Here is a 17,787-nt window from a genome sequence, read left to right as displayed (position 1 = left end):
CGTCGCTCCGGTGCGCGCGATCCGACGATTCACCGTCCGCCCCGTCCTTCCTCCCGCCCTTGCGGCGCTCGGCGACCTCGCCGGGAACCTCCGGTGGTCCTGGCACCCCGAGAGCCAGGACGTCTTCGCCGAGGTCGACGCGGACCTGTGGGAGTCGACGGGCCACGACCCGGTCCGGCTGCTCGGTGCCGTCGGCCGGGCGCGGCTCGACGAGCTGGCCGCCGACGAGGGCTTCCTGGAGCGGCTGGGCGTCGCCCAGGCCGACCTCGACGCGTACCTGACGCACGACCGCTGGTACCAGAGGGTCTCGACGAGCTCGACCACCGAGTTCTCCGGCCCACGAGCCATCGGGTACTTCTCACCCGAGTTCGGCATCACCGCGGTGCTGCCGCAGTACTCCGGCGGGCTCGGTATCCTGGCCGGCGACCACCTCAAGGCCGCCAGCGACCTCGGCGTGCCGATCGTCGGCGTCGGCCTGCTGTACCGGCACGGCTACTTCCAGCAGGCGCTCTCCCGCGAGGGCTGGCAGCAGGAGACCTACCCGGTCCTCGACCCCGACGAGCTGCCGATCTCGCTGCTGCGCGAGGCCGACGGGTCGCGGGCGATGATCTCGATCGCGCTGCCCGACGGTCCCGAGCTGCTGGCCCGGATCTGGGTCGCCAGCGTCGGCCGGGTGCCGCTGCTGATGCTCGACACCGACGTCGAGGGCAACCCCGACCACTACGTCGACGTGACCGACCGGCTCTACGGCGGCAACTCCGAGCACCGGCTGCGCCAGGAGCTGCTGCTCGGCGTCGGCGGCGTCAAGGCGCTGCGGGCCTACTCCCGGATCACCGGCCACCCCGAGCCCGAGGTCTTCCACACCAACGAGGGCCACGCCGGCTTCCTGGGTCTGGAGCGGATCCGCGAGCTGACGGTCGCCGAGGGCGGCCCGCGCCTCGACTTCGACACCGCGCTCGAGGTCAGCCGCGCCTCGACCGTGTTCACCACCCACACGCCGGTCCCGGCCGGCATCGACCGGTTCCCGCTGACGCTCGTCGAGCAGTACTTCAGCGACGCGGGCGCGACCCCCGGCGTCCCCGTCGAGCGGATCCTCTCGCTCGGGCGAGAGGACTACGACGGGGGCGACCCGTCGGTGTTCAACATGGCAGTGATGGGCTTCCGGCTGGCCCAGCGGGCCAACGGCGTCTCGAAGCTGCACGGCGAGGTGTCGCGCGGCATGTTCAACGGGCTGTGGTCGGCCTTCGACGAGGCCGAGGTGCCGATCGGGTCGATCACCAACGGCGTGCACGCCCCGACCTGGGTGGCCCGCGAGATCTTCCAGCTCGCCGCCGGCCAGGGCGCGGACCCCGACGGCGACGACACCGAGACGTTCTGGGCGGCGGTCGACAAGGTGTCGGGCACCGACGTCTGGTCGGTCAAGCGGCAGCTGCGCGAGCGGCTGGTCCTCGACGCCCGCCGCCGGCTGCGGCAGTCCTGGGAGAAGCGCGGGGCGGCCAAGGCCGAGCTCGGCTGGATCGACTCCGCCCTCGACGCCGACGTGCTGACCATCGGCTTCGCGCGCCGGGTGCCGTCGTACAAGCGCCTCACGCTGATGCTCCGCGACCCCGAGCGGCTCAAGCGGCTGCTGCTGCACCCCGAGCGCCCGGTGCAGCTGGTGATCGCCGGCAAGTCGCACCCGGCCGACGACGGCGGCAAGCGGCTGATCCAGGAGCTGGTGCGCTTCGCCGACGACCCCGAGGTCCGGCACCGCATCGTCTTCCTGCCGAACTACGACATCGCGATGGCCCAGCCGCTCTACCCCGGGTGCGACGTGTGGTTGAACAACCCGCTGCGTCCCTACGAGGCGTGCGGCACGTCCGGCATGAAGGCCGCGCTCAACGGCGGTCTGAACCTCTCGATCCTCGACGGCTGGTGGGACGAGTGGTACGACGGCGAGAACGGCTGGGCGATCCCGTCGGCCGACGGCGTCGAGGACACCGACCGCCGTGACGACCTCGAGGCCGAGGCGCTCTACGACCTGATCGAGCACGAGGTCACGCCGCGCTTCTACGACCTCGACGGCGAGGGGGTGCCGACCCGCTGGGTGGAGATGCTGCGGCACACGCTGAAGTCGCTGGGTCCGAAGGTGCTCGCCACCCGGATGGTGCGCGACTACGTCCGCCAGCTCTACGCGCCGGCGGCGGTCAACGCCCGCCGGCTCAACAGCGACTACGCCGGTGCCGCCGAGCTGGCCGCCTGGAAGAAGCGGGTGCGCGCGGGCTGGCCCGGCGTCCGGGTCGAGCACGTCGAGAGCAGCGGGGTCGGCGACGCCCCCGAGGTCGGAGCGACCCTGCACGTCCGCGGCTTCGTCGCACTGGGCGACCTGGCTCCCGACGACGTGATCGTCCAGCTGGTGCACGGGCGCGCCAGCGGCGAGGACGAGATCGTCGAGGCCGCCACCCTCGAGCTGACGCTCGCCGAGTCGTACGACGCCGGCCGGCACCGCTTCGACGGCGACCTGGTCCTCGACCACTCGGGCGGCTTCGGCTACACCGTCCGCGTCGTACCTCGCAACGAGCTCCTCACCTCGGTCGCCGAGCTCGGCGTGGTCGCCCTGCCCTGAGCGCGACCCGTCACTTTCTCGGCACTTTTCGCGGTGTGGCGGCGCAGCATTGACAGGTCGGCCGACCGTCGAGCGCGTCACTGGGAGAGATCACCGGCGCCGCCCCGCCCGTGGCCCCTATGCTGGCGCCCGCTCCGGCGACTGGGCCGGGCCTTCTGTGCTGGTGGCTCGGACCGGCCGACCTGAACGGGGTGTCCTCATGTCCGCCTGTCTGCGGATCGCCGTCGTGGGATCGCTCCTGGGAGCGGCGCTGACCCCGTGGGGGCTCGCGGCGCCGGCCAGCGCAGCGGTCGCCGTCGCCTACGTCGACGAGGACGGTGCCGACACGGGCAACTGTGCCTCCACCGCGACCGCCTGCGAGACGGTGTCGTACGCCCTCGCCCAGGTGGACGGCGAGGCCACGGTCAAGGTCTCCGGCACCATCCACGACAACGTGCAGGTGCCGGGGGAGCTGCCGAGCATCACCATCACCGGCGCCTACGCGCCCGCAGGGAGCCCCGCCGTACTCCAGGCAGCCGCCGACGGCACGGTGATCACCACGCAGTCCGCCCTCACGGTCGACCACCTGACGGTCCGCGGCGGCAACGGCGGCAGCGGCGGCGGCATCCACGCCAGCTCCGCGGCGCTGACGATCTCCCACAGCACGATCACCGGGAACGAAGCCCAATCCGGGGGCGGTGTCTACGCGTGGCAGGGCGAGAGCCTGCTGATCACCGACAGCACCATCAGCGACAACACGGCGAGCGGTGCGGGCGGGGGCGTGTGGGCGGGCGGCGCGGCCGTGACCATCGCGCGCTCGACGCTGTCGGGCAACGCCGTCGCCAGCGGTGACGGAGGCGCGGTCTACCAGTACGGCGCCGCGGACGCGCTCAACATCGGCGACAGCACGATCTCGGGCAACAGCGCGTCCAGCAAGGGCGGCGGCATCAGCAGCGTCAACCTCGCGATGGCCAACAGCACGATCACCGGCAACAGCGCTCTCTGGGGCAGCGCCGTGGAGAACCGGACGGGGACGATGCTGGTCCGCGGCAGCACGGTCGTCGGCAACTCGACCCGGGCCATCCACACCAGCTCCGGCAAGATCCGGCTGGCCGGCACGATCATCGGCGCCAACGGAGCCGTCAGCTGCTACGACTCCATGATCGTCAGCCTGGGCTACAACACCGACGCCGGAACCGGGTGCGAGCTGGACCACGCGACGGACCTCGTCGGCACCGACCCCGCACTCGGCAGCCTCCTGGACAACGGCGGGCCGACGTCGACCCACCGTCCGGCCACCGGGAGCCCCGTCGTCGACCGGATCCCGGCGGGCGCCACCGCCGACGACCACCCCTTGTGCGAACGACTGGACCAGCGCGGCGTGGCCGGTCCGGTGGCCGGGGCGACGGGCTGTGCCATCGGCGCCGTCGAGCCCGCGGACTGGGTCGCGGTCGAGCAGACGCCGCTGCTCGTGACCTCGACGTCGGGCAGCGCCGGCACCCCGCTGACGCTGGTGACGTCGGGCGGCAGCGGGTCGGGCACCGTGACCTTCGTGGCCGGGGACGGTACGGCGTCCGGGTGCACGGTCGGCGGCTCGCCGGCGCAGCTGAGCGCCGACAGTGCCGGGACCTGTCTGGTGACGGCGGCCAAGGCGGCGCACGCGACGTACCTCGCGACCTCGTCGGCGCCGACCCCGGTCTCGCTCGCCGCCGTCGACCAGGAGCCGCTCGTGCTCGTCGCCGGGTCCGGTGTCGCCGGGGCCACCGTGGCGCTCGACACCAGCGGTGGTTCGGGGAGCGGTGCTGTCGGCTACGAGATCGTCGGTGGCACGGCCTCCGGATGCGCGTTGCTCACCTCTCCCACCCGGGTGAGCGCCACGACGGTCGGGACGTGCCAGGTCCGGGCGACGAAGGGCGCGGCGGGGATCTACCTGCCGGCGACGTCCGAGACGGTGCCGGTCACGTTCGGGCCCGCCGAGCAGGCACCCCTCCGGGTGCACGCGGCCGACGGCTCCGTCGGGACCCCGGTCGAGCTGTCGACCACCGGCGGCTCGGGCTCCGGTGCGGTGAGCTTCGCAGTCGTCGGTGGGTCCGCGGCCGGATGCACGGTCGTGGCCGACCGGCTGAGCGCGACCGGCGCCGGCGGCTGCGTCGTGACCGCGACCAAGGCGGCCGACGCCGTCCACCGCGCGGTGACCTCGGCGGGGACGAGCGTGTCCTTCAGCGCCCGGGCCGTGATCACCTCGGCGCCCGGTCCGGTGCGGAGCCTCAAGGTGGGTGGCAAGGCCCGGTCGGCCAAGCGGGTGGCGACCTGGAGGGCCCCGGCCCTCGACGGTGGCGCTGCCGTGACGGCGTACCGCGTGCTGGTCACCAAGGGCGGCAGGACGCTGCTCTCCACGTCGGTGCGCTCGACCAGGCTGGTGCTCCGGGCGTCCAGGCTGCGGCAGGGCAGGCTGCGGATCACCGTGCGGGCGGTCAACCGCGTCGGAGCCGGCACTCCGGCTCGGGCGGCGTTCACCGTCCGGTAGCGCGCCGACCGCGGGCGGACGCGCCGACCCGTCAATCTTGCACCGACACACCGCAGAAAGGGCCGACTGAGTGACGGGTCGGCGCTAGACCTCGCGCAGGACAACCACGGTACGGCGGCCGACGGTGATCCGGTCCCCGGCCTTGACCGTGGTGCCGAGGGGGAGCTTGGCGTCGGTGGAGAGGACGACCTCGCCGGCCTGCACCCAGTCGTTCTCGGGGACGTGGACCGGCTGGGGGAGCCAGCCGGAGTTGAACCACACCATGAAGGACTTGTCGACCTGCTGCTGACCCTGTGGCCCGGGTGCCCGGAGCGGCTGGCCGGAGACGAACATGCCGACCGTCCGCAGGTCGGGGTCGTGCCAGTCGTCGCCGGTCATCTCCCGGCCGGTGGGGTGCAGCCAGGCCAGATCCTTGGGTCCGCCGCGGATGGTCGGCCGACCCTCGAACCAGTGCCGCTGCCGCAGCGCGGGGTGCTCGCGGCGCAGTCGCAGCGCCAGCTTGGTGATCTCGTAGACGTCCAGCCAGGCGTCGTCGGGCCGCCAGTCGATCCAGGAGGTCTCGTTGTCCTGGCAGTAGGCGTTGTTGTTGCCGCCCTGCGTGCGCCCGCGCTCGTCACCGGCGGTGATCATCGGGACGCCGTTGGAGAGGCACAGCGTGGCCATGATGTTCGCGGCCTGCCGGCGGCGCACGGCGATCAGCGCCGGGTCGTCGGTCTCGCCCTCGGCGCCGTGGTTCCAGGCCCGGTTGTTGTCGGTGCCGTCGCGGTTGCCCTCGCCGTTGGCCTCGTTGTGCTTGTGCTCGTAGGTCACCAGGTCGCGCAGCGTGAAGCCGTCGTGCGCGGTCACGAAGTTCACCGAGTTGTACGCCGACCGGCCGTCGTCGGCGTACAGGTCGGAGGAGCCGGCGAGCCGGGTCGCTACGGTGCGGATGCCGGAGGTGTGGTTGCGCCAGAAGTCGCGGATCTCGTCGCGGTACTGGTCGTTCCACTCCACCCACGGCGGCGGCATCCGGCCGACGAGGTAGCCGTCCATCGAGGCGTCCCAGGGCTCGGCGATCAGCTTCACGTGCCGCAGCACCGGGTCCTGGCCGATGGCGACCAGCAGCCGGCAGTTCATGTCGACGTCGTAGCCCGTGCGGGTCAGCGCCGACATCAGGTCGAAGCGGAAGCCGTCGACGTGCATCTCGGTGACCCAGTAGCGCAGCGAGTCGAGGATCAGCCGCAGCGCCAGCGGGTCGTTGGAGTCGACGGTGTTGCCGCAGCCGGTGACGTCCCAGTAGCTGTCGTCGAAGACCGACAGCCCGCTCGCGGCGTCGATGCTGGGCTTGACCCGCTTGTAGAAGCCGCGGTCGTCGAGGCCGCGGAAGGAGATCGTGGGCCCGAGCGCGCCGCCCTCGGCGGTGTGGTTGTAGACGACGTCGAGGATCACCTCGATGCCGGCGGCGTGCAGGGACTTGACCAGGTGCTTGAACTCGCGGACCTGCTCGCCCCGGTCGCCGGCGCTGGAGTAGCCGGCGTCGGGAGCGAAGTAGCTGATCGTGTTGTAGCCCCAGTAGTTCGTGGTCCCGCGCTGGACGAGCGCGGGCTCGGAGAAGAACTGCTGGATCGGCAGCAGCTCGACCGCGGTCACCCCGAGGTCGCGCAGGTAGTCGACGACGGCGGGGGTCGCGAGGCCGGCGTACGTCCCGCGCAGCTCGTCGGGAACCCGGTCGTGGAGCTTGGTCATGCCCTTGACGTGCGCCTCGTAGATGACGGTGTCGCGCCACCGCCGGCGCATCGGGGTGTCGCCCTCCCAGTCGAAGGACGGGTCGACGATCACGCTGCGTGCGGTGTACGGCGCGGAGTCGCGCTCGTCGCGCACGGTCGGGTCGGCGAGGTCGTAGCCGAAGAGCGGTGGCTCGGGGCGGATCGTCCCGGAGGTGGCCAGGGCGTAGGGATCCAGCAGCAGCTTGTGCGGGTTGAACCGGAAACCCTGGGTGGGGTCCCACGGCCCGTCGACTCGGTAGCCGTAGCGGGTGCCCGGGGCGATGGCGGGCAGGGCACCGTGCCAGATGCCCAGGGAGCGCTCGGTGAACTGGTGCCGGGTCTCGACGTCCTCGTCGTCGAAGACGCACAGCCAGCACTCGGTGGCGTTGGGGGCGTAGACCGCGAAGTTGGTCGACTCCGGTGACCAGGTCGCGCCCAGCGGCCAGTTGCGGCCGGGCCAGACCCGGGCCTGCTGACCGAGATGCGTCCAGATGCCAGGGCTCACGGACGTCATTGTCGCCGATGCTGGCAGAGTGCCGAGCAGCAGCGTCGACGTACGGTCGCCGCACCGTCGTCGAGAAGAGGCACAGCAGATGGGTGAGCACGTCAGGCTCGAGGTCGCGGACGGCGTCGGCACGATCCGGTTGGACCGGCCGAAGATGAACGCCATCAGCCTCCAGGTGCAGGACGAGCTGCGAGCCGCGGCCGCCGAGGCGACGGAGCGCGACGACGTCCGGGCCGTCGTGGTGTACGGCGGGGAGCGGGTCTTCGCGGCCGGCAACGACGTCAAGGAGATGGCGGACATGTCCTACGCGGACATGGTCAAGCGCTCCGGCCCGCTGCAGGGCGCGGTCACCGCGATCGCCCGGATCCCGAAGCCGGTGGTCGCGGCCGTGACCGGCTACGCGCTGGGTGGCGGCTGCGAGCTCGCGCTCGCCGCCGACGTGCGCTTCGCCGCCGAGAACGCCGTCTTCGGCCAGCCCGAGGTGCTGCTCGGCATCATTCCCGGCGCCGGTGGCACCCAGCGGCTGGCCCGCCTGATCGGCCCCGCGAAGGCCAAGGACCTGATCTTCACGGGCCGCTTCGTCAAGGCCGACGAGGCCCTGGCGATCGGGCTGGCCGACAAGGTGGTGCCGGCCGAAGACGTGTACGCCGAGGCCGTGGCCTGGGCCGCACAGTTCAGCGGGGGAGCGGCCCTGGCCCTGCGTGCGGCCAAGGAGAGCATCGACCGGGGCCTCGAGACGGACCTGGAGACGGGGCTGGAGATCGAGCGCCAGCAGTTCGCGGCGCTCTTCGCCACCGAGGACCGCGCGGCGGGGATGAGCTCCTTCGTCGCGAACGGCCCCGGCAAGGCGACCTTCACCGGCCGCTGAGGTTTGGGCCGACCACCGCTGTGCCATCCTCCCGACGTGGCAAGAGAGAGCAAGACGGCGGTGTCCGGGTCGGCGCGCGTGCGGGTACGTGCCGCCCAGGCGGTCTGGACGGTCGCGGCCCTGATCGCGCTGGTGCTGGCCGTGGGGGCGCTGCTGGTGGCGATCGACCAGACCAACGAGTCGAACGGGCTCGTGACGTTCGTCCTCGACCTGGCCGACAGCCTCGACCTCGGGGTCTTCGACCGGCAGGACGGGGTGATGACCTTCGACACGGAGGCGGCCAACGCTCTGGTCAACTGGGGCCTCGCCGCCATCGTGTGGCTGGTGATCGGTCGGCTCCTGGAGCGCCTGATCCGGCCCTGACCTGCTGAGATCCGACCGCGGTCGGTCGCGTCACGCGGCCCGTCGCGAGAGTTCAACTGTGAGGTATCCGACCATTCGGCGCGGTTACAGGTCCGGTGACCGACCGGTAGCCTCACGGACACATTCGAGTGCACAGGAGGGGCCTTCGCGGCCATCGCCATGAACATTGTTGTCTGTGTGAAGTACGTGCCCGACGCCACTGCCGACCGGCAGTTCGAGTCGGACAACACCGTTGACCGAGTAGGTGTCGACGGGCTGCTGTCCGAGCTCGACGAATACGCCGTGGAGCAGGCGCTCCAGCTGAAGGAGAAGGCCGGCGACGACACCACCGTGACCGCGCTCTGCGTGGGGCCGGAGAAGGGTCTCGACGCGGTGCGCAAGGCACTCCAGATGGGTGCCGACCAGGGCATCCACGTGATCGACGACGCGATCGCGGGCTCCGACTACGTCGGCACCTCGCTGGTGCTGGCCAAGGCCGTCGAGAAGGCCGGTGCGGAGAAGAAGGTCGACCTGGTCATGTGCGGCATGGCCTCGACGGATGCCTCGGGCGGTGTGCTGCCGGCGATGCTCGCCGAGCGGCTCGGCCTTCCGCAGGTCACCTACGCCTCGGTCGTCGAGACCCAGGGCGACCAGGTCCGCGTGAAGCGTGACTCCGACACCGCGACCGAGGTCATCGGCGGCACCCTGCCGCTGGTCCTCTCCGTGACCGACCAGACCGGCGAGGCTCGCTACCCGTCGTTCAAGGGGATCATGGCGGCGAAGAAGAAGCCGCTGGAGACCTGGTCCCTGTCCGACATCGGCGTCGACGCCGGCGAGGTCGGCCTGGACGCGGCCTGGACCGCGGTCGAGGAGACCTCGGCCCGCCCGCCGCGCACGGCCGGCGAGATCGTCAAGGACGAGGACGGGTCGGGCGCCACGGCCCTGGTCGACTTCCTCGTGTCGAAGAAGTTCATCTGAGGTCGGGGAGAGACATGTCTGAAGTTCTGGTGGTCGTCGACCACGTCGACGGCGCGATCCGCAAGCCCACCTACGAGCTGCTCACCCTGGCCCGCCGTCTCGGCGAGGCGTCCGCGGTGTTCTTCGGCTCTCCCGACAAGGGTGCCGAGGTCGCGGCCAAGCTCGGCCAGTTCGGTGCCGAGAAGGTCTACGTCGTCGACGACGCGCAGATCAAGGGCTACCTGGTGGCCCCCAAGGCCGAGGCCCTGCAGCAGCTGGTCGAGAAGACGTCGCCGGCCGCCGTGCTCTTCGTCTCCGGCTACGAGGGCAAGGAGGTCGCCGCCCGCCTGGCGATCAAGGTGTCCTCCGGCCTGATCACCGACGCCGTCGACATCGACGCGAGCGGCCTGGTCACGCAGAGCGTGTTCGCCGGCAACTACACGGTGACCGGCAAGGTCACCAAGGGCACGCCGCTGATCACGGTCAAGCCGAACTCCGCCCCGGTGGAGGAGGTGGGCGCCGCGGGCACCGTCGAGGAGTTCGCAGCGACCATCTCCGACGGTGCGAAGACCGCGCAGATCGTGGCCCAGCAGCCGCGCAAGGCGACCGGTCGTCCCGAGCTGACCGAGGCCGCGATCGTGGTCTCCGGCGGTCGGGGCACCGGCGGCAACTTCGAGCCGATCGAGGGCCTGGCCGACGCGCTGGGCGCCGCGGTCGGTGCCTCGCGTGCCGCCGTCGACTCGGGCTGGATGCCGCACAGCTTCCAGGTCGGCCAGACCGGCAAGGTGGTCTCGCCGCAGCTCTACGTCGCCAACGGCATCTCGGGTGCGATCCAGCACCGCGCGGGCATGCAGACCTCGAAGACCATCGTCGCGGTCAACAAGGACGAGGAGGCGCCGATGTTCGAGCTCGTCGACTTCGGCGTCGTCGGTGACCTGCACGCGGTCCTCCCGGCCGCCACCGAGGAGATCAACAAGCGCAAGGGCTGACGAGGACGCGTCAGCGGACTCGTCGATGGTGGTCGAGCGAGCGGCACGGCTGAGCTTGCGAAGCCGTGACCCGCGTGTCGAGACCCGCTGACGTGACCAGCGCGTCCACCCCGCATCCCCAGGCCCGCCTGTCGTCCCCGGACGGCAGGCGGGACTTGCGCTTCACTACGCTGGAGGCATGACCTCGCACGACCCCCAGCACGACGTCCTCCAGGTCGCGGCCCGCGCCCGCGCCGCCAGCCACGGCCTCGCCCTGGCGACCCGCGCCCAGAAGGACACAGCCCTGCACGGCATGGCCGAGGCGCTGCTGGCCCGGTCCGCCGAGCTGCTGGCGGCCAACGCCGAGGACGTCGAGCGGGCCGAGTCCGGCGGCACGCCGCCCAACATCGTCGACCGGCTGCGGCTCACGCCCGAGCGACTCGAGGGCATGGCCCAGGGGCTGCGCGACGTCGCCGGCCTGCCCGATCCGGTCGGCGAGGTGGTCCGGGGCAGCACCCTGGCCAACGGCCTGGAGCTGCGCCAGGTGCGGGTGCCGTTCGGGGTCGTCGGGATGATCTACGAGGCCCGGCCCAACGTCACGGCCGACGCCGCGGGCATCTGCCTGAAGTCCGGCAACGCGGTGCTGCTGCGCGGCAGCTCCAGCGCCCGGTCCAGCAACGCCGCGATCGTCGCCGTACTCCGCGACGCCGTGGCGGCGGCCGGTCTGGAGGCCGACGTGGTGCAGCTGGTCCCCGGCGACACCCACGACAGCGTCAAGGAGCTGATGCGGGCGCGCGGGCACGTCGACGTGCTGATCCCGCGCGGGGGAGCGGGCCTGATCCGCAGCGTGGTCGAGGAGTCGACGGTGCCGGTGATCGAGACCGGGGTCGGCAACTGCCACGTGTACGTCGACGCGGCGGCTGATCTCGACAAGGCGCTCGCGATCGTCCTGAACGCCAAGACCCACCGCACCAGCGTCTGCAACGCCGCCGAGTCGCTGCTCGTGCACGCCGACATCGCCGGCGCGTTCCTCCCGCGGGTCGTCGCGGCCCTCCAGGAGGCCGGCGTGACGATCCACGGCGACGAGGCATTCGCGTCGTACGACGGGGTCGTGCCGGCGACCGAGGACGACTACGCGACGGAGTACCTCTCGCTCGACATCTCCGCGGCCGTCGTCGCCTCGGTGGACGCCGCGATCGAGCACATCCGGCGCTTCTCGAGCCAGCACACCGAGGCGATCGTGACCGAGGACCAGCGCGCGGCCCGGCGCTTCACGGCCGCCGTCGACTCCGCGGCGGTGCTGGTCAACGCCTCGACCCGGTTCACCGACGGGGGCGAGTTCGGCTTCGGCGCGGAGATCGGCATCAGCACCCAGAAGCTGCACGCGCGCGGCCCGATGGGACTGCCGGAGATGACCTCGACCAAGTACGTCGTGACCGGGGACGGGCAGGTGCGCTGACCGTCCGAGGCGGACGGTAGGCTCAGCCCATGCTCAGCACTCTCACGACCGCCGTGCTCGCCGCCGAGGAGACCCACCACGAGGTCAACCAGCTCCTGGCCTGGGGCATCGGCGCGCTCACGCTCGGGATCCTGTTCGCCCTGGTCTTCGCCCTGATCGCATTCGGAGCGGGCCGCGAGCACAGCTGAGGTCGCCGCCGCCCCCGTGCCCCGCCGCGTCGGGGTCATGGGCGGCACCTTCGACCCCATCCACCACGGCCACCTGGTGGCCGCCTCCGAGGTCCAGTCCTGGTTCGACCTCGACGAGGTGGTGTTCGTCCCCACGGGCGACCCGTGGCAGAAGTCGGACCGGCACGTCTCGCCGGCCGAGCACCGCTACCTGATGACGGTCATCGCGACCGCCGCCAACCCGCGGTTCACGGTCTCGCGCGTCGACATCGACCGCGACGGTCCGACGTACACCCGCGACACGCTGCGCGACCTGAAGGCCGCGATGCCGGACGCGGAGCTCTACTTCATCACCGGCGCCGACGCGCTCACCGAGATCTTCACCTGGCGCAACCCCGACGAGCTCTTCGAGCTCGCCCAGTTCGTGGGGTGCACCCGGCCCGGGTACACCATGGACGACGCGATGCTCTCGGCCCTCCCGGCCAACCGGGTGACGGTGGTCGAGATCCCCGCCCTGGCGATCTCGTCGACCGACTGCCGGGCGCGCAGCCAGCGCGGCGAGCCGGTCTGGTACCTCGTCCCCGACGGCGTCGTCCAGTACGTCAACAAGCACCACCTCTATCCGAAGGACTCTTAGTGAGCACCCCACGAAATTGCGGGATTCCCCCGCTTCGCTCCTCCGTCCCGCGATTCCGCAGGGACCCCGCATGACTGCCACCGAGCACGCCCAGGAGCTGGTGACCGCGGCCGCGCGCGCCGCCTCCGACAAGCTCGCCACCAAGATCGTCGCGTTCGACGTCAGCGAGCAGCTGGCCATCACCGACGCCTTCCTGCTCGCCTCGGCCAGCAACGACCGGCAGGTCAAGGCGATCGTCGACGCGGTCGAGGACAAGCTCCGCGAGATCGGCGCGAAGCCGATCCGCCGCGAGGGCGAGCGTGACGGCCGCTGGGTCCTCATCGACTACGGCGAGATCGTCGTGCACGTCCAGCACGAGGAGGAGCGCGAGTTCTACGCCCTCGAGCGGCTGTGGCGCGACTGCCCGACCATCTCGCTGCCGGCCGACGTCGTCGCCCACGAGCGGTGACGGCCCGGCGCCTCGTCCTGCTGCGTCACGGGCAGACCGCCTGGAACAAGGCGCGCAGGGTGCAGGGCCAGCTCGACGCCGAGCTCGACGACACCGGCCGCCGCCAGGCCGCCGAGGTCGCTCCGCTGATCGCGGAGCTGGCGCCGGTCGTCCTGTGGTCCTCCGACAGCGTCCGGGCGCGCGACACGGCGGCGTACGTCGCCAAGGAGACCGGCCTGGACCCGACGTACGACGCCCGGCTGCGGGAGTACTACCTCGCCGAGCGGCAGGGCCTCACGCACGACGAGTACGCCGCTCTCGCGCCGGAGGAGTTCGCGGAGTTCCGGCTCGGCGACTTCGACGTCGTACCGGGCGGCGAGCGTGCGGGCGAGGTCGCGGACCGGATGAGCGCCGCGCTCGGCGAGCTGCTCGTCACCCTCGCCCCGGGGGAGACCGCCGTGGCCGTCTCGCACGGCGCGGCGATCCGCGACGCGGTGCCGGCACTGCTCGGCTGGCAGGCCGCCCGGCGCAGCTCCCTGCACGGGCTCGACAACTGCGGATGGGTCGAGCTCGACCAGCACGACGCGGGCGCGCCGCTGCGGCTGCGGGCCTACAACCGGGTCGCGCCGCGCTGAGGCACCCCCGATTTCGCATCCGCGATCGGGGTTGGCTAATATTCCGCAGGTCGCTCGCCACCACGGGAGCAACGAGATGGGGCTGTGGCGCAGCTGGTAGCGCATCTGCATGGCATGCAGAGGGTCAGGGGTTCGAGTCCCCTCAGCTCCACCGAAAGTGCAGGTCACAGGCCATGGGCGAGCCCGTTTGAAAGGGCAAGCTCATGGCTTGTGTCCATTTACTGTCCAGTTCGCCTCGGCCGGTCGAGTCCGCGCGACAACATCTCGGTCCGTTGCGACCGACTGCGGCCCGCTCCGCGCACCTCACCGGCATGGAGACCTCCCGCGACGCCGCTCCGGACCAGACCACCTCAGTCGTCACCCTCGCCCAGCTCGCCGACGAGCTCAGCGTGCCGGTGAAGACCCTGTACGACCTGCGCAGCAAGGGACGTGGCCCTCGGGGGTTCAGGATCGGACGTCAGCTGCGCTTCCGGCGTGCCGAGGTGGAGGCCTGGCTCGCGAGCCTGGAAACCGACGACGCACACCGCCACCCGCGCCGGGAGCGGGGATGAGGGGCGGTCGCCCCCGGACTGCCATCGGCACCTTCGGGACGATCACGGTCACCAAACTGGCCACGGGCCGGTTCTGCGCCTCCACCCGTCACCGAGACCTGGACGGCCGGCTGCGCCGGGTCCGCGCGACCGACCGAACCGAACGGCTTGCCGAGGCGGAGTTGAAGCGCCGCCTCGCCGGCCGCCGCGGATTCGGGAGCGGGGGCACCCTGGGGATCGAGAGCAGCTTCACCGCACTGGCCGATCAGTGGTTGAGCGACCTGGAGACGCGCACGATCGGTGAGGGCACGAAGGACAACTACCGCGACGACCTGCGACTGCACGTGCGTCCCTACTTCGAGCACTTCAGTCTCGCCGAGGTCACGACAGCACGGGTCGAGACCTTCCTGAAGGCAGAGGCCGCGGTGTCCTATTCGCGGGCGAAGCACTCCCGCACGGTGCTGAACCAGCTCTTCGGCTACGCCCTCCGCAAGGACGCGCTGTCTCGAAACCCCGTCGAGGGGACCTCGCCGCTCGCCAAGCCGAAGGGTCGCGTCCAGGCGATGAGCTTGGAGCAGGTCCAGGCGATCCGGAAGGCCGCGGCGGAGTGGCGAACCGGGCCCGGAGTGATGGGGCCGAAACCGGACGGTCAGGTTCGTGATGCGTGTGAGGTGATGCTGGGTACCTCGGTCCGCCCGGGCGAGGTCCTGGCGCTGCGTGGCTGTGACGTCTTCGACGGCCGCAAGGGCATGGTCATCGCCGTTCGCGGCACGGTGGTGTACCGCAAGGGCGACGGGTCCTTTCGCCAGGACCACCCGAAGACGGACGCCTCGGTGCGGATGCTCCCTGTCCCCAACTTCGCCGCCGACATCATCCGAGTTCGCGTGAAGATGCTGCAGCCCGATCAGCGGCAGTGGACCATCTTCCACAACCGGAGTGGTGCGCCGCTCAGCCTCCACAACTTCCGCCGCACGTTCCGCGAGTTCGTGACACTCGCCGGCCTGGCGGACTCCGGGATCACGCCGCGGTGGTACCGGCGTACCGGGGCCACCGTCCTCGCGCGGGGATTGAGCGTCGAGGCAGCGGCGGCCCACCTGGGTCACACCTCCACCGCCGTCACCGAGGGTCACTACATCGAACCCGAGCGGGCCATCGACTTCGTCGCCTCGAACACGCTCGAGACCGCGTTCCGGCCCGTCGATCCGGACGGATCCCTGCTGGGCAGGACCGGAAGCGACGATGAAGAGGAGATGTTGGAGCGCATCGATCCCCTCGGAGACCGGGATGCTGATGACGAGCAGGGCGAGGCGTGACACACCGGTGCGCAGCGGCGAGAGCGGGCCGCGGTCGATGCGTTGTGACCATTGGCCAGCCCGAACGAGGCTGGAACTCCAGGGTCATCGGGGGAGTCCTGCGGGACATGAACGCGCATCGAGACCCGCGTCGGGTGGTCCGGTGCACGGTCCAGCAAGAGCAGGGTCGAGGTTCGCCGCCGCCGCAGTGCTTCCACGCGCCGTTCGTGCTCGGTGGCGGAAACTCTGCTCTCTCGGCGGCTGGGTCAGAGTCCTGATCGCGGCGCCAAGTTGGTCCCGTCTCGACGAGGAGTGCTCCGAGCAACGCGTGGTGCCGGTCTCCCTTCCCAGCACTCCCAGATCGCTTCCGGCCGGAGCTTACGACGCGGCGACCCGCGGTGCTCGGCCGACGCTTGTTCTCCGATCCGGCCCGTAGCTATCGCGGTTGCGGACAGATGCTGTCAGGCGTAGGGGAAGTCATTGGACCGCCGTTGGAGAGGCCGATGGATCACGGCGAAGTGCAGGTCGACGCGGGACGGGCCGGGGGTGGCCTCGGCTCGGGCGGTGGCGGCGGGGCGTAGTCGTTCCCGCACGGTGCGGACCACGGCGAGGTCGATGCCGGCCGTGATCGGGACGAATCGTTCGCGGACCGGCTGGACGAGGTCCCCGCTGCCCTCGACCAGGCGGGGCAGGGTGACGCGTTGGACGAAGGTGCTGCGCTGGATGCCGTGTTCGATGACGTCCGCGATCCGGTGGTCGAGGCGGTGGAACAGGAGTTGGAGTCCGGCGAGGACGCGGGGCTCGATGATCGTGTCCGCGGGCAGCGCGCGGACCCGGGCGACGGCGTGGGCGCCTTCGGCGGCGGCCAGGCCGCCGTTGCCGATGAGGCTGCTGATCTCGCGGAGCTGGCGCTGGAGCAGGGTGTAGGTCGCGGCCCGGTCCGCCCACGCGCCGGTCAGGCGCGGATCGATGCGGGCGGCGAACGGGCCCAGGTGGTGGGTGAGGAGTCGTTGGGAGTCCACGACCAGGCGCAGGTTGGGCACCGAGGGTCGGGCCCGCATCCGGATCACCAGGTTGTGCTCGGCCTGCAGCACGCCCAGGATCCCGGGTCGGGCCGGGCCGGTGATGACCTTCGTCTTGGGCCGCCAGCCCAGGTGGTCGACGGTGTAGTCGGGTTGGCGGAGGCCCACGTCAAGCGCGGCCGCGAGGGAGGCCCAGCCCAGGCGTGGGCTCTCGGCCAGGGGCTCCCAGCCGGGCACTCTCGTGTAGCGCCGGTCGAGCACGACCAGGGCCTGGGTCAGGGCGGCGATGTCGCCGACCAGGGCCTGGGCCTGGGCGGTCGTCATGGCGACGGCGACCTCGGGTGCGGTGTCGTGCTCGGCGAGGGCCGCGGCCCGGGCGGCCCGGCGCCAGTGCTCGACCATCGCGTTGGGGTGCGGGGTCGCGAGTGCCTCGCTCGTCGCGAGGTGGGCCGTCGAGTGCTGGGTGGCGAGGTGGACCGTGCGGGCGAGCTCGGCCGCCGCTGTCAGGGGCCCCGAGGACCCGACGGAGCGGAAGGGGTTCGGGTCCGCCGGCGGCAGGTTGGAGAACACGACCGGCCGAGCGGCGTGCATGGCCTGGTTCATCCAGACGAGGACGCTCTGGCGGTACTCGCGGATGAGATTCCCGAGCTCGACGCGGGCCTCCCGGGTTGGCCCGCCCAACTGCTGCTGGACCCGGTGCTGGCGCAGTAGGGCCGCGAGTTCGTGGCGCATCGCGGCGCCGGTCTCGGCGTACATCACGTCCTGTCCAGGGACGCGGCGTCGACGAGCATCGCCAGGACGAGCTCGACACTCAGGGCATCGACGCCGTGCTGGTGGAGGTTCTCGATTGCCGACGTGGCGTGGGCAATCAGCAGGGCCGGGTCGGCGGGGACGTCGTCGGGGTCGATGGCGGGGCAGTCGTCGGCGTGGAGGCGGTCCAGCTCGATGAGCACGTGCTCGTAGGCCGAGGAGGCGTCGATCGAGGGCGCCTGATCGGCGAGCGCGGCCAGGCACGATCTCGCCCGGGTGAGGGTGCGGGCGTGGGGGAGAAGCACGATCGGTTCCTTCCGTGAGCGTTGCTTCGAGGGTCGCGGGCTCCGCCCGGTCGGGCCGGTGTCTGTC

16 protein-coding genes and 1 tRNA gene are annotated in these 17,787 nt (G+C 71.5%); 14 read left to right on the top strand and 3 right to left on the bottom strand.

All coding sequences use genetic code 11. The features are described from left to right. Positions 1–10 precede the first annotated feature (10 nt). Positions 11–2,605 carry an alpha-glucan family phosphorylase gene (gene glgP / locus MUB56_RS22730; protein ID WP_244929287.1) on the top strand — a complete coding sequence of 865 codons (2,595 nt, stop codon included), beginning with the start codon at positions 11–13 and terminating at the stop codon, positions 2,603–2,605. 199 nt (positions 2,606–2,804) lie between these two features. Next, complete coding sequence (locus MUB56_RS22725; RefSeq protein ID WP_244929286.1) at positions 2,805–5,111, top strand: right-handed parallel beta-helix repeat-containing protein; 2,307 nt, start codon at positions 2,805–2,807, stop codon at positions 5,109–5,111. An 84-nt stretch (positions 5,112–5,195) separates the two neighbouring features. Here MUB56_RS22725 and glgX read toward each other — a convergent pair whose 3' ends face one another. Further along, complete coding sequence (gene glgX / locus MUB56_RS22720; RefSeq protein ID WP_244929285.1) at positions 5,196–7,361, bottom strand: glycogen debranching protein GlgX; 2,166 nt, start codon at positions 7,359–7,361, stop codon at positions 5,196–5,198. Positions 7,362–7,449: 88 nt separating this feature from the next. Here glgX and MUB56_RS22715 point away from each other — a divergent pair, with 88 nt between their 5' ends. The 12 genes from MUB56_RS22715 (at position 7,450) to MUB56_RS22660 (ending at position 15,664) form a co-directional block, all read left to right on the top strand. After that, the gene (locus MUB56_RS22715; RefSeq protein ID WP_244929284.1) at positions 7,450–8,229 is read left to right on the top strand and encodes an enoyl-CoA hydratase-related protein; all 780 of its coding nucleotides are present in this window, start codon (positions 7,450–7,452) and stop codon (positions 8,227–8,229) included. Positions 8,230–8,265: 36 nt separating this feature from the next. After that, complete coding sequence (locus MUB56_RS22710; protein ID WP_244929283.1) at positions 8,266–8,592, top strand: hypothetical protein; 327 nt, start codon at positions 8,266–8,268, stop codon at positions 8,590–8,592. Positions 8,593–8,769: 177 nt separating this feature from the next. Beyond that, a complete protein-coding gene (locus MUB56_RS22705) occupies positions 8,770–9,549 on the top strand; it encodes an electron transfer flavoprotein subunit beta/FixA family protein (protein ID WP_244929282.1) in 780 nt (259 codons plus the stop codon). A 14-nt stretch (positions 9,550–9,563) separates the two neighbouring features. Continuing rightward, on the top strand, positions 9,564–10,517 hold the full coding sequence (locus MUB56_RS22700; protein ID WP_244929281.1) for an electron transfer flavoprotein subunit alpha/FixB family protein: 954 nt from the start codon (positions 9,564–9,566) through the stop codon (positions 10,515–10,517). A gap of 178 nt (positions 10,518–10,695) precedes the next feature. Continuing rightward, positions 10,696–11,955 (top strand): glutamate-5-semialdehyde dehydrogenase, encoded by a 1,260-nt coding sequence (locus tag MUB56_RS22695; RefSeq protein WP_244929280.1) that lies wholly within the window; start codon positions 10,696–10,698, stop codon positions 11,953–11,955. Positions 11,956–11,984: 29 nt separating this feature from the next. Further along, on the top strand, positions 11,985–12,143 hold the full coding sequence (locus tag MUB56_RS22690; RefSeq protein WP_244929279.1) for a hypothetical protein: 159 nt from the start codon (positions 11,985–11,987) through the stop codon (positions 12,141–12,143). Positions 12,144–12,159: 16 nt separating this feature from the next. Beyond that, complete coding sequence (gene nadD, locus MUB56_RS22685; RefSeq protein WP_280637326.1) at positions 12,160–12,759, top strand: nicotinate-nucleotide adenylyltransferase; 600 nt, start codon at positions 12,160–12,162, stop codon at positions 12,757–12,759. Positions 12,760–12,829: 70 nt separating this feature from the next. Beyond that, a complete protein-coding gene (gene rsfS / locus MUB56_RS22680; protein WP_244929277.1) occupies positions 12,830–13,207 on the top strand; it encodes a ribosome silencing factor in 378 nt (125 codons plus the stop codon). Next, positions 13,204–13,821 (top strand): histidine phosphatase family protein, encoded by a 618-nt coding sequence (locus MUB56_RS22675; RefSeq protein WP_244929276.1) that lies wholly within the window; start codon positions 13,204–13,206, stop codon positions 13,819–13,821. The genes rsfS and MUB56_RS22675 overlap by 4 nt, the downstream gene beginning before the upstream one ends. Positions 13,822–13,899: 78 nt before the next feature. Beyond that, positions 13,900–13,972, top strand: a tRNA-Ala gene (locus MUB56_RS22670). 160 nt (positions 13,973–14,132) lie between these two features. Continuing rightward, a complete protein-coding gene (locus MUB56_RS22665; protein ID WP_244929275.1) occupies positions 14,133–14,372 on the top strand; it encodes a helix-turn-helix domain-containing protein in 240 nt (79 codons plus the stop codon). After that, entirely contained in the window at positions 14,369–15,664 is a 1,296-nt protein-coding gene (locus MUB56_RS22660; protein WP_244929274.1) for a tyrosine-type recombinase/integrase, read from the top strand. The genes MUB56_RS22665 and MUB56_RS22660 overlap by 4 nt, the downstream gene beginning before the upstream one ends. Positions 15,665–16,104: 440 nt before the next feature. Here MUB56_RS22660 and MUB56_RS22655 read toward each other — a convergent pair whose 3' ends face one another. Next, the gene (locus MUB56_RS22655) at positions 16,105–17,424 is read right to left on the bottom strand and encodes a hypothetical protein (protein WP_244929273.1); all 1,320 of its coding nucleotides are present in this window, start codon (positions 17,422–17,424) and stop codon (positions 16,105–16,107) included. Next, positions 17,421–17,720, bottom strand: a complete 300-nt coding sequence (locus MUB56_RS22650) for a hypothetical protein (protein ID WP_244929272.1) — start codon at positions 17,718–17,720, stop codon at positions 17,421–17,423. The genes MUB56_RS22655 and MUB56_RS22650 overlap by 4 nt, the downstream gene beginning before the upstream one ends. Between the last annotated feature and the right edge of the window lie 67 nt (positions 17,721–17,787).

The sequence above is a fragment of the Nocardioides sp. W7 genome (assembly GCF_022919075.1).
Classification (GTDB): Bacteria; Actinomycetota; Actinomycetes; order Propionibacteriales; family Nocardioidaceae; genus Nocardioides.
Note: the sequence above shows the minus strand (reverse complement) of the source record. Positions and strands in the feature narration are given on the sequence as shown.

Excerpts from the sequence above, each read along its gene's own strand:
- MUB56_RS22725 (WP_244929286.1), top strand. The coding sequence starts at position 2,805 with ATGTCCGCCTGTCTGCGGATCGCCGTCGTGGGATCGCTCCTGGGAGCG.
- MUB56_RS22715 (WP_244929284.1), top strand. The coding sequence starts at position 7,450 with ATGGGTGAGCACGTCAGGCTCGAGGTCGCGGACGGCGTCGGCACGATC.
- MUB56_RS22700 (WP_244929281.1), top strand. The coding sequence starts at position 9,564 with ATGTCTGAAGTTCTGGTGGTCGTCGACCACGTCGACGGCGCGATCCGC.
- MUB56_RS22695 (WP_244929280.1), top strand. The coding sequence starts at position 10,696 with ATGACCTCGCACGACCCCCAGCACGACGTCCTCCAGGTCGCGGCCCGC.
- MUB56_RS22690 (WP_244929279.1), top strand. The coding sequence starts at position 11,985 with ATGCTCAGCACTCTCACGACCGCCGTGCTCGCCGCCGAGGAGACCCAC.
- rsfS (WP_244929277.1), top strand. The coding sequence starts at position 12,830 with ATGACTGCCACCGAGCACGCCCAGGAGCTGGTGACCGCGGCCGCGCGC.
- MUB56_RS22665 (WP_244929275.1), top strand. The coding sequence starts at position 14,133 with ATGGAGACCTCCCGCGACGCCGCTCCGGACCAGACCACCTCAGTCGTC.
- MUB56_RS22660 (WP_244929274.1), top strand. The coding sequence starts at position 14,369 with ATGAGGGGCGGTCGCCCCCGGACTGCCATCGGCACCTTCGGGACGATC.